This is a genomic window from Actinoplanes italicus (assembly GCF_003001815.1).
In the GTDB taxonomy this organism is placed as follows: domain Bacteria; phylum Actinomycetota; class Actinomycetes; order Mycobacteriales; family Micromonosporaceae; genus Actinoplanes; species Actinoplanes italicus.
In genome coordinates this window covers 103,600-116,893 of the sequence record NZ_PVMZ01000025.1, presented here as the reverse complement: position 1 = coordinate 116,893, position 13,294 = coordinate 103,600, and the positions used below count along the sequence as shown (strand labels likewise).

The 13,294-nt window shown below is 71.4% G+C and carries 12 protein-coding genes; 8 read left to right on the top strand and 4 right to left on the bottom strand.

Annotated elements, in window-relative coordinates; translation table 11 throughout:
• Nucleotides 1–14: 14 nt before the first annotated feature.
• Nucleotides 15–410 (top strand): PPOX class F420-dependent oxidoreductase, encoded by a 396-nt coding sequence (locus CLV67_RS42270; RefSeq protein ID WP_106329044.1) that lies wholly within the window; start codon nt 15–17, stop codon nt 408–410.
• A 179-nt stretch (nt 411–589) separates the two neighbouring features.
• Here the strand turns inward: CLV67_RS42270 and CLV67_RS42265 are convergent, their stop codons facing one another.
• Entirely contained in the window at nt 590–1,369 is a 780-nt protein-coding gene (locus CLV67_RS42265; RefSeq protein ID WP_106329042.1) for an SAM-dependent methyltransferase, read from the bottom strand.
• 42 nt (nt 1,370–1,411) lie between these two features.
• The gene (locus CLV67_RS42260; protein ID WP_106329040.1) at nt 1,412–2,620 is read right to left on the bottom strand and encodes a barstar family protein; all 1,209 of its coding nucleotides are present in this window, start codon (nt 2,618–2,620) and stop codon (nt 1,412–1,414) included.
• 90 nt (nt 2,621–2,710) lie between these two features.
• Here CLV67_RS42260 and ald point away from each other — a divergent pair, with 90 nt between their 5' ends.
• From ald to CLV67_RS42225, 7 genes are all read left to right on the top strand, one after another.
• Nucleotides 2,711–3,826 (top strand): alanine dehydrogenase, encoded by a 1,116-nt coding sequence (gene ald / locus CLV67_RS42255; RefSeq protein WP_106329038.1) that lies wholly within the window; start codon nt 2,711–2,713, stop codon nt 3,824–3,826.
• 14 nt (nt 3,827–3,840) lie between these two features.
• Nucleotides 3,841–4,737: a site-specific tyrosine recombinase XerD gene (locus tag CLV67_RS42250; protein WP_106329036.1), complete on the top strand. Its 897-nt coding sequence runs from the start codon at nt 3,841–3,843 to the stop codon at nt 4,735–4,737.
• 110 nt (nt 4,738–4,847) lie between these two features.
• Nucleotides 4,848–5,780, top strand: coding sequence for a ParA family protein (locus CLV67_RS42245; protein WP_106329034.1), 933 nt, complete (start codon nt 4,848–4,850; stop codon nt 5,778–5,780).
• 11 nt (nt 5,781–5,791) lie between these two features.
• Nucleotides 5,792–6,460: a zinc metalloprotease gene (locus CLV67_RS42240; protein WP_106329032.1), complete on the top strand. Its 669-nt coding sequence runs from the start codon at nt 5,792–5,794 to the stop codon at nt 6,458–6,460.
• Nucleotides 6,461–6,543: 83 nt separating this feature from the next.
• Nucleotides 6,544–7,824 (top strand): MFS transporter, encoded by a 1,281-nt coding sequence (locus CLV67_RS52360; protein WP_106329030.1) that lies wholly within the window; start codon nt 6,544–6,546, stop codon nt 7,822–7,824.
• Nucleotides 7,825–7,878: 54 nt separating this feature from the next.
• The gene (locus CLV67_RS42230) at nt 7,879–9,234 is read left to right on the top strand and encodes an AAA family ATPase (RefSeq protein WP_203737481.1); all 1,356 of its coding nucleotides are present in this window, start codon (nt 7,879–7,881) and stop codon (nt 9,232–9,234) included.
• 8 nt (nt 9,235–9,242) lie between these two features.
• Entirely contained in the window at nt 9,243–9,989 is a 747-nt protein-coding gene (locus CLV67_RS42225) for an HNH endonuclease family protein (protein WP_106329028.1), read from the top strand.
• Between the two features lie 46 nt (nt 9,990–10,035).
• On the opposite strand, the gene CLV67_RS42220 is transcribed toward CLV67_RS42225, so the two are convergent.
• Both CLV67_RS42220 and glpK read right to left on the bottom strand, forming a co-directional pair.
• A complete protein-coding gene (locus CLV67_RS42220; protein WP_106329026.1) occupies nt 10,036–11,742 on the bottom strand; it encodes a glycerol-3-phosphate dehydrogenase/oxidase in 1,707 nt (568 codons plus the stop codon).
• Nucleotides 11,739–13,235, bottom strand: coding sequence for a glycerol kinase GlpK (gene glpK / locus CLV67_RS42215; protein ID WP_106329024.1), 1,497 nt, complete (start codon nt 13,233–13,235; stop codon nt 11,739–11,741). Before glpK ends, CLV67_RS42220 begins: the two co-directional genes overlap by 4 nt.
• Nucleotides 13,236–13,294: the final 59 nt, after the last annotated feature.

Here is a 13,294-nt window from a genome sequence, read left to right as displayed (position 1 = left end):
TTCAGGCTGGGCGGATGGCACTCAACTCGGTCGAGATCGAATACCTTGCCGGGCAGCGGCTCGGAAGGCTGGCCACGGTTCAGCCGGACGGGACGTTGCAGGTCAGTCCGGTGGGCTTTCACTACAACGAGGAGACGTCGACGATCGACATCCGCGGCTTCCGGATGGCGGCGAGCCGGAAGTTCCGCAATGTCGCGGCCAACGGCCGGGTCGCGTTCGTGGTCGACGACCTGCCGTCGACGGACCCGTGGCGGGTCCGCTGCCTGGAGATCCGCGGCGTCGGTGAGGCGGTCGACGGGCCCGAGCCGATCATCCGTGTCCACCCGCGGCGGGTCATCGCTTTCGGACTCGACGAACCGGACAGCGACGCACACAGCCTGACCGTGCACAAGCGCGACATCCCCGCCTGACACAACCCCGCCAGCGATCTTGAGAGGTTTCGTCGCCATCGCAACCCGAACCTCACAAGATCGCCGGCGAGACGGCGAGACGGCGAGACGGCGAGACGGCGAAACGGCGGCGGGCGGTGCGGGCGGCGCGGTGCGGGCGGCGCGGTGCGGGCGGCGCGGCGCGGGTTCGGGTGCGGTGATCAGCGTTTTACGGCTACGCCGCCGGACATCTGGACGTGGAAGTCGTCGGGGGTGGGGCCGGTGGGCCGCCAGCGGCTGACCAGGGTGATGCCCGGGTCGACCGGTTCGAGGCCGCGGAAGAGACGGCGGACCTCGTCGTCGGTGCGCGGCTTCGCCGGGATGCCGCGGGCCGTGTACGCCTTCGCACCCTGGACGGCCTGCTCGTTGTGGGCGGTCACCGTCGAGACGGCCAGCGCGCTGCCGGGGGCGAGTGGTTCCAGCAGAGCGTCCAAGATTCGGTAGGCCTCCTGCTCGTCGACGATGAACTGCAGGATCGCCATCAGGCTGATCGCGATCGGCCGGTCGAAGTCGAGGGCCCTGACCTCGTCGGAGCCGAGGATGGCGGTGGTGTCGCGCAGGTCCGCCCCGAGATAGGCGGTCGACCCGGCCGGCCCCGAGGTGAGCAGGGCCCGGGCGTGGACCAGCACTATCGGGTCGTTGTCCACTAAGACGACCTTCGACGCCGGGTCGACGGCCTGGACCACCTCGTGCAGGTTGGGCGAGGTGGGCAGGCCGGTGCCGATGTCGAGGAACTGACGGATGCCCAGGTCCGCCGCGAGATAGCGGCCCGCCCGCGCCAGGTAGTCGCGGTTGGCGCGCATCGAGATCGGCAGGCTGGGGGAGTGCTTCACGATCTCCGCGGCGGCCCTGCGGTCGGCGCCGAAGTTGTCCTTGCCGCCCAGCAGGAAGTCGTAGATCCGCGCCGAATGCGGCAGAGAAGTGTTGAGATCGACGGGCATGTCCGGAATCTACCCGTGCGTGTCTTGCCTGACCAGAACCGGTCAGCGCAGCTCGACGTCGACCCCGGAATCCGCCAGGTACCCGAGCAGGTCGTCCATCGTCACGGCGGGCGTCCACCAGCGCCGGTCATAACCGGGTACGAGGTGCGTGCGGGCCACCTCGGAATCGTGCCAGACCAGGTGGAATCCGGGCGCGGCTCCCCACCCGCCGTTAGCGCAGTCGTGCAGCGCGCCCAGGTTCCAGCCGAAGTAGCCGCCGGGGCCGTTGACGGCCTCACCGATGGCGCAGAAGAACCCTTCGACGTCGGTGACGTGCCGCCCGGCCATGTGATACCGGGTGCCGGACGGCCGGTCGGGCCGCACCGCGTGATGGGCGAGGGCGACACCGGCCCACTCGTGGCGCAGGTCGGCGTCGTACTCTGCCCATTCGCCGTGGACGTCGGGCCGCCCGGCCCGCCAGCGCTGCCAGACGGTGCGGGCGCCGGCCGGACGCGGGCCGCCGATGGCGTCGCCGTAGGTGGGCTCCAGGATGACGTCGACGAGTCCGTCGCCGAGGCGGGACGGATGCACCTCGGCGACCTCGGCACCGAGCCCGGCACCGACCATGCCGACGGCCGTACCGTCGCGGTCGACGCTGAAGATGGAACCCTTGACCCATCGCCGGCGGCCGGGCGCGCCGCGGTTGAGTGCGTCGATGGCGCGCTGCAGCGGTGGCTCGGGTCGGCAGCCGAGCAGAGCGGCGCCGCGCGGGGCGGGCGCGGGCCGCGACCGGAACACCCCGGCCACCTCCCGGCACATCCCGAAGTCCTCCTCGCCGTGCCCGGCCACCCCGACGAGCAGGTATCCGTCGGCGTCGGGCGCCCGGTCGGCGCCGCGGGTGAACCGGGCCAGCTCCTCGATCCGCAGCCGCCCCTCGAGGGTCACGTCGAGCAGTCCGCGGCCGAGATCGGAGCGCCGGGCGTCGACCACGGTGATGTCGAGCAGTTCCTCGGCGCAGTGCCAGCAGTGCGGCGGGTGCTTGGAGCCGGGCGGGTGGATCGCGTCGAGGCCGACGTTGCCCAGCCGGGCGGGCCCGGTGCCGTCGCAGGCGGCGCGCAGCCGGCCGGCCGGTTCGCAGCCGAGGAGGGTGTACGTCTCGACCGGCGGCTCGGGTGATTCCACGAACAGCCCGTCGATCTCGGAGCAGGCGGCGATCACGAGTTCACCGTCGTCGGTGTTCTGGTCCACCAGAAGCCAGGGAAAGCCGCTCATCGGGTGGAACCGTACAGCCAGGACCGCCGACCGGGGGACGCCGGTGCACGAATCGGGAAAGATCAGCAGGTCAGGGGTAACGTCCGGCAGATGAAGGTCGGCATTCCCACCGAAATCAAGAACAACGAGTTCCGGGTGGCGATCACCCCGGCGGGTGTCTACGAGCTCGCCCGCAACGGCCACGACGTCGTCGTGCAGTCCGGTGCCGGTGCGGGTTCGTCGATCACGGACAGTGACTATCGCGCTGCTGGGGCGGCGATCCTGCCGGACGCCGACGAGGTCTGGGGCGCCGGTGATCTGATCCTGAAGGTCAAGGAGCCGGTGCCGGAGGAGTACCACCGGATGCGGCCAGGCCAGGTGCTCTTCACCTACCTGCACCTGGCGGCGTCCAAGGAGTGCACGGACGCGCTGCTGGAGCGGAAGGTGACCGGGATCGCGTACGAGACGGTCGAGCTGCCGGACCGCTCGCTGCCGCTGCTAGCGCCGATGTCCGAGGTGGCCGGACGGCTAGCCTCGCAGGTCGGCGCGTATCACCTGATGCGCCAGGGCGGCGGGCGCGGCGTGCTGATGGGCGGTGTGCCGGGCGTGTACGCGGCGAAGGCGGTGGTCATCGGCGCGGGCGTGTCCGGACTGAACGCGGCGGCGATCGCGCTCGGCATGCAGGCCGAGGTGCTGCTGCTGGACAAGAACGTGGCAAGGCTGCGGGCGGTCGACGCCGACTACCGGGGACACATCCAGACGATCGCGTCGAACGCGTACGAGATCGAGAAGGCCGTCCTCGACGCTGACCTTGTCGTCGGCGCCGTGCTGGTGCCGGGTGCGAAGGCGCCGAAGCTGATCTCCAACGACCTGGTGTCGCGGATGAAACCCGGCAGCGTGCTGGTGGACATCTCGATCGACCAGGGCGGATGTTTCGAGGACTCGCGGCCGACCACGCACGACGACCCGACCTACCCGGTGCACGAGTCGATGTTCTACTGCGTCGCGAACATGCCGGGGGCGGTGCCGCACACCAGCACCTACGCACTCACGAACGTCACCCTGCCGTACGCTCTCGAATTGGCCAATCGCGGATGGCGCGGCGCGTTGCGTGCCGATGCCGCCCTGGCCGCGGGTCTGAACACGTTCGACGGAGACGTGGTCTACGGACCGGTGGCGGAGGCGCACGGGATGCGCTCGATATCGCTGACGGAGGTGCTCCGCTGACTCTCGACCGGGTGATGAAGGCCTATCTGGACCACCTGACCGTGGAGCGTGGCCTGTCCCGCAACACGCTCGCGTCCTATCGGCGTGACCTCGACCGTTACGCCGAGGGTCTGGTGGCCGAGGGTGTCGAGGATCTCGGTGACGTGCGGGAGGCGCACGTCACCGGGCATCTGGCCCGGCTCCGCGAGGAGGGTCTGGCCTCGGCGTCCGCGGCGCGGGCCATCTCGGCGGTGCGCGGTCTGCACCGGTTCGCGGCCCGGGAGCGGCTCGTGGCGCACGACGTGGCGGCGGACGTACGGCTTCCCGCGCCACCGAAACGCCTGCCCAAGGCACTGGACTCCGATCAGGTCGGCCGGCTGCTCGCCGTGCCGGGCGCCGACTCGCCGCTCGGGCTGCGCGACCGGGCGCTGCTGGAGTTCCTCTACGGCACGGGCGCGCGGATCTCCGAGGCGGTCGGCGCCGACATCGACGACCTCACACTGGACACCGAGCCCGCGGTGATCCTGCGGGGCAAGGGCGGGCGCACGCGGGTGGTCCCGGTCGGCGGTTACGCCCGGGCCGCTGTTCAGGCTTATCTGGTACGGGCGAGGCCCGCGCTGGCCGAGTCGGGCCGGGGCACACCGGCCGTGTTCCTGAACGCGCGCGGCGGCCGGCTGTCACGGCAGAGCGCGTGGACGGTCCTGCACCGCTGCGCCATCGCCGCGGGTCTTCCGGTGGAGGGTCCGTACGCGGTGAGCCCGCACACACTGCGTCACTCGTACGCGACGCATCTGCTCGACGGCGGGGCAGACGTTCGGGTGGTGCAAGAACTGCTGGGACACGCCTCGGTCACCACGACGCAGGTGTATACCCTGGTGACCGTCGAACGCCTCCGGGAGGTGTACGCGACCGCACACCCGCGGGCTCGTTAGAGGCTATGGATGCGTAGGCGCGACACGCCGACGACTGAGCCCGGCGTGGCGGCACGGTTGGCGTACAGTCGGGCATCGGCTCGGCTGCGAGTCGAAGGGGGGCGAGGTTGATGTCAGGGAACAGCGGGCGTGCGGAGGCCTGGACTTCCACGCTCCGCGAACAGCAGAACTCCCTGGATCTCGGTGCCGATCTGGGTCCCGCCGACCCCACCGCCTACACGATGCGCCGCCCGATCCCCGAGCCGATGCCGAAGGACAAGCACGGCCCGGCCCGCATCATCGCGCTGGCGAACCAGAAGGGTGGCGTCGGTAAGACGACCACCACGATCAACCTGGGCGCAGCCCTCGCGGAGTACGGCCGCAAGGTCCTCCTGGTCGACTTCGACCCGCAGGGCGCCTGCTCGGTCGGACTGGGCGTCAATCCGCACAACCTCGACCTGAGCATCTACAACCTGCTCATGCAGGACGACGTCGCCACCGAGGACGTCATCATCAAGACCGACGTCGACGGCCTGCACGTGCTGCCCGCCAACATCGACCTGTCGGCGGCCGAGATCCAGCTGGTCAACGAGGTCGCCCGGGAGATGGCGCTGGCCCGGGCGCTGCGCTCGGTGCGCAAGGAGTACGACTTCATCCTGATCGACTGCCAGCCCTCGCTGGGCCTGCTGGCGATCAACGCGCTGACCATCGCGCACGGCGTGCTGATCCCCCTGGAGTGTGAGTTCTTCTCCCTCCGTGGTGTGGCGCTGCTGCTGGACACCATCGACAAGGTCCGCGAGCGGCTCAACTTCGACCTCGAACTCGAGGGCATCCTCGCCACGATGTACGACTCCCGTACCACCCACTGCCGTCAGGTCCTGCAGCGTGTGGTCGAGGCATTCGGTGACAAGGTCTACCAGACGGTCATCACCAAGACGGTCAAGTTCCCGGAGTCGACCGTTGCCGGCGCTCCGATCACTACGCTGGATCCGGCGTCGTCCGGCGCCCGTAACTACCGTCAGCTCGCTCGCGAGGTCATCGCCGCACAGGCGGAACGAGGCTAGGTCCTGCATCCGTGCTCTTCGCGCTAGGCGACCCGGTGGCGTTCGCCGCCCTGCTCGTCGCCTTCCTACTCGCTCTGGTGTTGCGCTCCGCCGCCATGCGGTTCACGGCGCGCGTCGTCGGGCTCGGTGACGGGCGCCCGGTCATGCGGTTCAGCCCGCGTCAGGACATCGACCCGTTCGGGGCGGTGTCGGCTCTGATCGCCGGCGCGGGGTGGGGCCGGCAGTTGTCCGTCGACGAGGTGCCGCGCTGGCGTGGCCGGGGCCGGGCCGCCGCGGTCTTCGCCGCCGGGCCGGTCGCGTGCATCCTCGCCGGTGAGGTGGTGATCGCCGGGTTCGCGCTGTTCTATCCGGCGGAGGTGCTGGGCGGGATCAATCCGGGCTGGATCCTGCGCGGGCTGCCGCTGCCGTACGGCGCGCAGGCCGTCCTGTCGCTCGGTGGCGGGCTGCTCTGCTTCGGCCTGCTGGCGCTGATCCCGATCCCTCCGCTGGACGGCTTCGGCGTGCTGTGGAACGCCCTGCGCACACCGGGCCCGAGCATGAGCTGGATGCGTCTCTGGTTCGAGGACAAGAACATCGGCGCGCTGGTCCTGCTGGTCTGCGCCTTCTTCCCGACCGGCTACCCGATCCTGCTGACGATCATCGACTTCCTCGGGTTCTTCTTCCTGCGAATCTGGGCCTGAATCCCGGCCGGTTCCGTGGTTTCCGTGTCCCGGAGCCGGAATCGCTGCTGATTTTCTCGGTCACCGGCGCTACTGTTTGAGCGATGTCGATGTCACTGGCTGTCGCTGTGCTGCTGCTCGGCGTCGCCGATTCGATGGTCGGCTCCTATTTCGTCCTCTTCGTGACCGAGGTCGCCGGACTGACGCCGCTGCAAACCGGCCTCTTCGTCTCGATCCACGGCGCCGGCGGCATTCTGATCGCCTGGCTGGCCGGGCGCGGCTTCGATGTGCGGCCGTCACGCGGGTACGCCGCGGCGGCCATGCTCTCCGGCGGTGTCGCCCTGTGGCTGATGACCGTCATCCGCTCGTACCCGCTGCTGATCCTTCTCGCCGTAACCCTGCTCGGCGCCCTGGCGGCAGCCTTCCCGCAACTGTTCTCGCTGGCCCGGCACGTCCTCGGCGACGGACCGGCGGCCGGCCGCTCGGTGCCGTTGCTGCGGTCGGTGTGGTCGCTGGCCTGGGCGACGGGCCCGCTGCTCGGCGCCGCCGTCCTCACCGCCGCCGGATTCTCCGCCATCCTCCGCTCGGCGGCCGTGGTCCTCGTCGTGGCGGCGGTCTGGGTCCTGGTCGCGGTGCCCCCACCGGGTCCGCCGGGCCCGCCCGGCCGGCACGGCGCCGACCCGGGCCCCGGCCTGCCGAGAACCGCCGCCGTCCTGCTGACCGGCAGCGTCACCCTCTTCTACACGGCGATGTTCGCCGGCTCGGTGGCCCTGCCGCTGTTCGTCACCCGTGACCTCGCCCAGTCCGACTCGGCTGTCGGCGTGCTGTTCAGCGTCTGCGCCGCCGTGGAGGTGGTCGCCGCCCTGCTGCTGGCCGCCGTGCCGGCCCGGATCAGTCAGCGCCTGGTCATCCTGGCCGGCATGAGCGGCTTCGTGTTCTTCTTCGCTGTCACCGTGGCGGCCCGCGGCCTGGCCCTGCTGATCGTCGGCCAGGTCATCCGTGGCATCGCCGTCGCCGTGGTCGGTGCCGCCGGCATCCGCTGGTTCCAGGACGTGATGGCTCCCGCCACCGGCCGCGCCACCACACTGTTCTCCAACGCCACCACCGCGGGCATGGTGGTCGCCGGAGTCTTCGCGGGCGGCGCCGTCTCGCTGCTCGGTTACACCGGCACGCTGTTGCTCTGCGGTGCCGTCACGATGGGCGCGGCCGTGACGTTCGCCCTCGGCACGGCCGCCCACTCGGGGCGACCACCACCGCAGGCCGGCAGTCCGTCCTCCCCACTCGGCGGCCCGCCGCCGTTGCCCGGCGGCGCCGCTGCCGAGCCGCCGGGCGGCCACCCGAGCGCACACCGCGTACCCCGCCACCCGGCGGCCGGGACGGGGTGAGACGGCTCGGTTGCGTCCGGTGGGGCGGCAGGGGCGGCTCAGTAAGCTGTGGCCGTGTACATCAAAGAGATCAGGCTCGAGGACGTGCGCGGGTTCCGCGGTGCGCGCCGCGTCTCGCTCGATCTCACCCGGCCGGACGGCACGCTCGCCGGCTGGACGGTGGTGGCCGGGCGCAACGGCTCGGGAAAGACCTCCCTGCTACGGGCGATGGCGCTCGCTGTCGCCGGTCCCGCGGTGGCGCGCGGCCTGGTCGACGATTTCGGGACGTGGGTGTCGGCCGGTGCCGACTTCGGCCTGTCGTCGGTGTGGCTGACACCCGACCCGGAGGCCGACGGGTTTCTCGGCGATGATCTCCCGGCCGCCGACATCTTCCGGATCGGCCTGGGCTGGCGCCTGCTGCGGCCCACCTCACCCAACCGGACCGAGTTGCGTCCCCTGTTGCGACCCGTGTACTTCGGGGACGGCGTGGATCGCCTCGCCGAGGCCGGGCCGTGGAGTGAGAACCCGGCCGGCTGGTTCTGCGCCGCGTACGGCCCGTTCCGGCGGCTCGCCGGCGGTTCCGGTGAGGCACACCGGCTCATGCTGAACACCGGTCCCGCCGGGCGGATGACCAGCCTCTTCCACGAGGACGCCTCCCTGGCCGAAGGCGTGACCTGGCTGATCGAGCAGCATCTGCGGGCGCTGGAGGGCCGCCCGGGTGCGGCCGAGCTCAAGCAGGCTGCCCTCGCGGTCCTCGGCGACGGGTTGCTGCCGGACGGCTTCCGGATCCATGACGTCGACTCGGACGGGTTGTGGGTGCGCGACGGGAACCGCCGATTCCCGCTGCGGGAGATGAGCGACGGCTACCGGACCGTCGCGGCACTCGTGGTCGACCTGCTCAAACAACTGCATCGGACGTACGGGCGGCTGGCGGTCGAGGAGCGGGACGGCACGACGACGGTCACCGATCCGGGCGTGGTCCTCATCGACGAGGTCGACGCCCACCTGCACGTGTTCTGGCAGAAGCGGATCGGGGTCTGGCTCAAGCGGCACTTCCCGCGGATCCAGTTCATCGTCACGACGCACAGCCCCTACGTCTGCCAGGCCGCCGACGAGCAGGGCCTGATCCGGCTGCCGGCCCCGGGTGAGGACGAGCCGCCGACGGTGGTCGACCAGGCCCGATACGAGCGGATCGTGTACGGCAGCGGCGACGACGCGGTCGTCTCCGACCTGTTCGGGCTGGACACGCCGTACTCGGAGGAGGCGGTCCGGCTGCGCCGCGAACTCGTCTCCCTGGAGACCGACGTGCTGGCCGGGCGGGCCGGTGCCGACGCTGTGCGCCGCTACGAGCAGCTCCGCCACCGGCTGTCGAGCTCACCGGCGACCCGGGCCGTGGAACTGGCCGCCGGGCTCCTGGCCGACGCCGGCTGACCGCCGACGTGATCCCGATCGTGCGGGCCGCGCTGCCGCCTCACGTCAGCAGCCGGATGGCGGTGCTGACCGCCGGGATCCGCGACGCGGACGCCGGCGAACGCGCGGGTACGGCACGTGAGCTGTGGCAGCGCAGCAGCACCCGCACGCAGGTCACCGTCCCGGTCCGGGCCGTGCTGGCGGGCATGGCGCCGGGTGCCGAGCGGTGCATGTACTGCGGCGACAACCAGGGCACCGACATCGACCATCACGAGCCGCTGGCCCGCAACCCGCTGCGCACCTTCGACTGGCTCAACCATCTGCTGGCCTGCTCGCACTGCAACAGCCACCACAAACGCGACCGGTTCCCGGTGGACGAGCGGGGGAGGCCGCTGTTGATCGACCCGTCTGCCGAGGATCCGTTCGAGCATCTGATGCTGTCGCTGTCGGTCGGCGAGTACCGCCCGCTGACCGACAAGGGCGAGCGCAGCATCGAGGTGTTCGGCCTGAACCGGCCCGTCCTGGCCCGGGGGCGTCTGCAGGCGTACAGCGTGGTGGTGATGTGCCTGCGGCATTGGCCGCAGGCCGCAGCCGGGAAGGGCGCCTATCGGCCGGAGGCCCTGGTCCGGATCATCCGGGAGCAGCCGTGCGCCGACGTCTGTCAGGCGATGCTGCGGCAGGTGAATCTTCCGGGTGCCGCGATCGTTCTCGCGGACGTCGCGGATGTCGTCGGCGTGCTGCGCGACGAGCGGCTGCGCGGGGAGTTGCTGAGGTGAGGACGGGGGTTCCGGCAGACCCCTCAGCTGCCGGAACCCCCGGGGATCAGGCGGCGGCCAGGGCCGTCCGGCGGAGGGTGGCGTCGGCCGTGGCGTCGTCGGGCTGTTCCTGGGCGGCCAGCTCGGCGATGACCCGCGACTCGTAGGCGGCGGCCTCGCGGCCGGCCTCGGCCCCGGTCCAGCCCAGGACCGGCGCGATCAGGGCGGCAGCGGCGCGGGCTGCCGCGACACCGCGGTCCGGGGTCTCGAAGGCGATGCGGGTACGCCGCGCGAGCACATCCTCCAGATGCCGCGCCCCCTCGTGGCTGGCCGAGTAGACGACCTCGGCGCGCAGGTGCCCGGGCGCCCCGTCGAGCGGCAGCCCGAGCGACGGGTCGGCCTCGATCAGGGCGAGCACCTCGTCGATCAGCGTGCCGTATCGACGCAGCAGGTGCTCGATCCGTGTCGGGTGCAGGCCGGACTCGCGGGACAGGGCGTTGCGCCGGTTCCAGGCGGCGCGGTAGCCGTCGGCGCCGAGCAGCGGGACCTGGTCGGTGCAGGACGGGGGCACCCGGGTGGCCATGTCACGGGCGGCGGCGTCGACGGCGTCGCGGGCCATCACCCGGTACGTCGTGTACTTGCCGCCGGCCACCACGATCATGCCGGGCACCGGGTTGCCGACCGCGTGCTCGCGGGACAGCTTGGCGGTGCTGGCCGCCTCGGCCGACAGCAGCGGGCGCAGACCGGCGTAGACGCCCTGCACGTCGTCGCGGGTCAGCGGGGTGGCGAGGGCCTTGTTGACCTCGTCGAGCAGGTAGTCGACGTCGTGGGCGGACGCTGCGGGGTCGGCCTTGTCGAGGTCCCACTTCGTGTCGGTCGTGCCGATGATCCAGTGCTGGTCCCATGGGATCACGAAAAGGACGCTCGTGGCCGTACGCAGGATCATGCCCGTGCGGCCGGCGATCCGGTCGCGCGGCACCACCAGGTGGATCCCCTTGCTCGCGGTGATCTTGAATTCGCCGCGCTCGCCGGCGAGCAGCGCCTGGCTGTCGCCGGTCCACACGCCGGTCGCGTTGATCACGGTGCGGGCGCGGATCGTCAGCTCGGCGCCGGTCTCCAGGTCGCGCGCGCGGACGCCGACGACCCGGCGGCCCTCGCGCAGGAAACCGATGACCTCGGTACGGGACGCCGCGTGCGCGCCGTGCGCGACGGCTGTGCGGACCAGGAACATGGTGTGCCGGGCGTCGTCGACCTGGGCGTCGTAGTAGCGGATCGCGCCGACCAGCGTCTCCGGCCGCAGCGACGGGAACGCCTTGAGCGCCTCGACCCGGCTCAGGTGCCGGTGCACGGGCACACCGGCACCGCCCCCGGACAGCGCCAGGATGTCGTACAGGGCCACGCCCGCGCCGACGTAGAGGCGCTCCCAGGCCCGCTTCTGCAGCGGGTACAGGAACGGCACCGGGCGTACCAGGTGCGGCGCCAGTTTCTGGATGAGCAGGCCGCGTTCGCGCAGCGCCTCGCGTACCAGGCCGAAGTCGAGCATCTCCAGGTAGCGCAGGCCACCGTGGATCAGCTTGCTGGAGCGGCTGGAGGTGCCGCTGGCGAAGTCGCGGGCCTCGAGGATGCCGACGGAGAGGCCGCGGGTGGCGGCGTCGAGCGCCGAGCCGGCCCCGACCACGCCGGCGCCGACGACCAGCACGTCCAGTTCCTCGCCGGACGACATGGTGGCGAGTGCCTTCTCCCGGGCCTGGGGTGAGATGACTCCGGATTTCATCGTGGTCCTTCTTCCGTGAGATTGACCCAGTCGAGGCTGCGGTCGATGGCCGCTCTCCAGCGGGTGATGCCGTCCGCGCGCCGGGCCGGGGTCCACGACGGCTGCCACCGCCGGTCCTCGTGCCGGTTGGCGCGCAGGTCGTCGAGCGATGCCCAGAAGCCGACCGCGAGCCCGGCGGCGTAGGCGGCGCCGAGCGCGGTGGTCTCGGCGACGGCGGGCCGGCTGACCGGCACGCCGAGGATGTCGGCCTGCAGCTGCATGCAGAGCGCGTTGGCGGTGACGCCGCCGTCGACCTGCAGACAGTCCAGGACGGTCCCGGAGTCCTGGGCCATCGCCTCGACGACGTCGCGGGTCTGGTAGCAGATCGCCTCGAGCGCGGCCCGGGTGATGTGGGCGGCGGTGTGGAAGCGGGACAGGCCGACGATCGCGGCGCGGGCGTCTGGCCGCCAGTAGGGCGCGAACAGGCCGGAGAACGCCGGCACGAAACAGACGCCGGCGCTGTCGTCGACCCGCCCGGCGAGGGTCTCGCTGTCACCGGCGGTGTCCAGGACGCCGAGCTGGTCACGCAGCCACTGGATGGCGGAGCCGCACGCGGCGATCGAGCCCTCCAGGGCGAACACCGGCCGCTGGTCGCCGAAGCGGTAGCCGACCGTGGTGATCAGGCCGTGGCTCGAGCGGACGGGGGTGGTGCCGGTGTTCATGAGCAGGAATCCGCCGGTGCCGTACGTGCACTTGGCCTCGCCCGGTTCGAAGCAGGTCTGCCCGAACAGCGCGGCCTGCTGGTCACCGATGGCGGCGGCGATCGGCACGCCGGGCAGCACCGTCCCGGCGGTGCCGTAGACCTCGGCCGACGACCGGATCTCCGGCAGCATCGCCCGCGGGATCCCGAACAGGCCGAGCAGCTCGGGGTCCCAATCAAGATCGGTCAAATTCATCAGCATCGTACGGCTGGCGTTGGTCACGTCGGTGACGTGCAGAGCTCCGCCGGTCAGGTTCCAGATGAGCCAGCTGTCGACGGTCCCGAAGAGCACCTCGCCGCGCACGGCACGGTCCCGCAGGCCGGGGGTGTGGTCGAGCAGCCACTGGATCTTCGGCGCCGAGAAGTAGGTCGCCGGGGGCAGGCCGGTCCGCTCGCGCAGGAGCTCCTCGTCGAGGCCGGCGACCAGGTAGTCGGTGCGGGTGTCCTGCCAGACGATCGCGGGCGCCACCGGGGTGCCTGTCGCGGAGTCCCACAGCACGACCGTCTCGCGCTGGTTGGTGATGCCGATCGCGGCCAGGTCGGACGCGGCGAGCCCGGTGTCGGCGAGCGCCACGGCGATGGTCTTGAGGGTGTTCTCCCAGATCTCCGCGGCGTCGTGCTCGACCCACCCGGAGCGCGGCTGGATCTGCCGGTGCTCCAGCTGGTGGCGGCCGATCTCCGTGCCCGAACGGTCGAAGATCATGAACCGCGTGCTGGTGGTGCCCTGATCGATCGCCCCGACGTACTGCGCCACGTGCCCTCCCCGCCGAACCCGGTGCTCTCTGACCGCCGACGCTATGAACGGATCCGGGG

What these genes read in the sequence shown, in the direction of transcription:
- CLV67_RS42270 (WP_106329044.1), top strand. Translation starts at nt 15, where the DNA reads ATGGCACTCAACTCGGTCGAGATCGAATACCTTGCCGGGCAGCGGCTC.
- CLV67_RS42265 (WP_106329042.1), bottom strand. Translation starts at nt 1,369, where the DNA reads ATGCCCGTCGATCTCAACACTTCTCTGCCGCATTCGGCGCGGATCTAC.
- CLV67_RS42260 (WP_106329040.1), bottom strand. Translation starts at nt 2,620, where the DNA reads ATGAGCGGCTTTCCCTGGCTTCTGGTGGACCAGAACACCGACGACGGT.
- ald (WP_106329038.1), top strand. Translation starts at nt 2,711, where the DNA reads ATGAAGGTCGGCATTCCCACCGAAATCAAGAACAACGAGTTCCGGGTG.
- CLV67_RS42250 (WP_106329036.1), top strand. Translation starts at nt 3,841, where the DNA reads ATGAAGGCCTATCTGGACCACCTGACCGTGGAGCGTGGCCTGTCCCGC.
- CLV67_RS42245 (WP_106329034.1), top strand. Translation starts at nt 4,848, where the DNA reads ATGTCAGGGAACAGCGGGCGTGCGGAGGCCTGGACTTCCACGCTCCGC.
- CLV67_RS52360 (WP_106329030.1), top strand. Translation starts at nt 6,544, where the DNA reads ATGTCGATGTCACTGGCTGTCGCTGTGCTGCTGCTCGGCGTCGCCGAT.
- CLV67_RS42220 (WP_106329026.1), bottom strand. Translation starts at nt 11,742, where the DNA reads ATGAAATCCGGAGTCATCTCACCCCAGGCCCGGGAGAAGGCACTCGCC.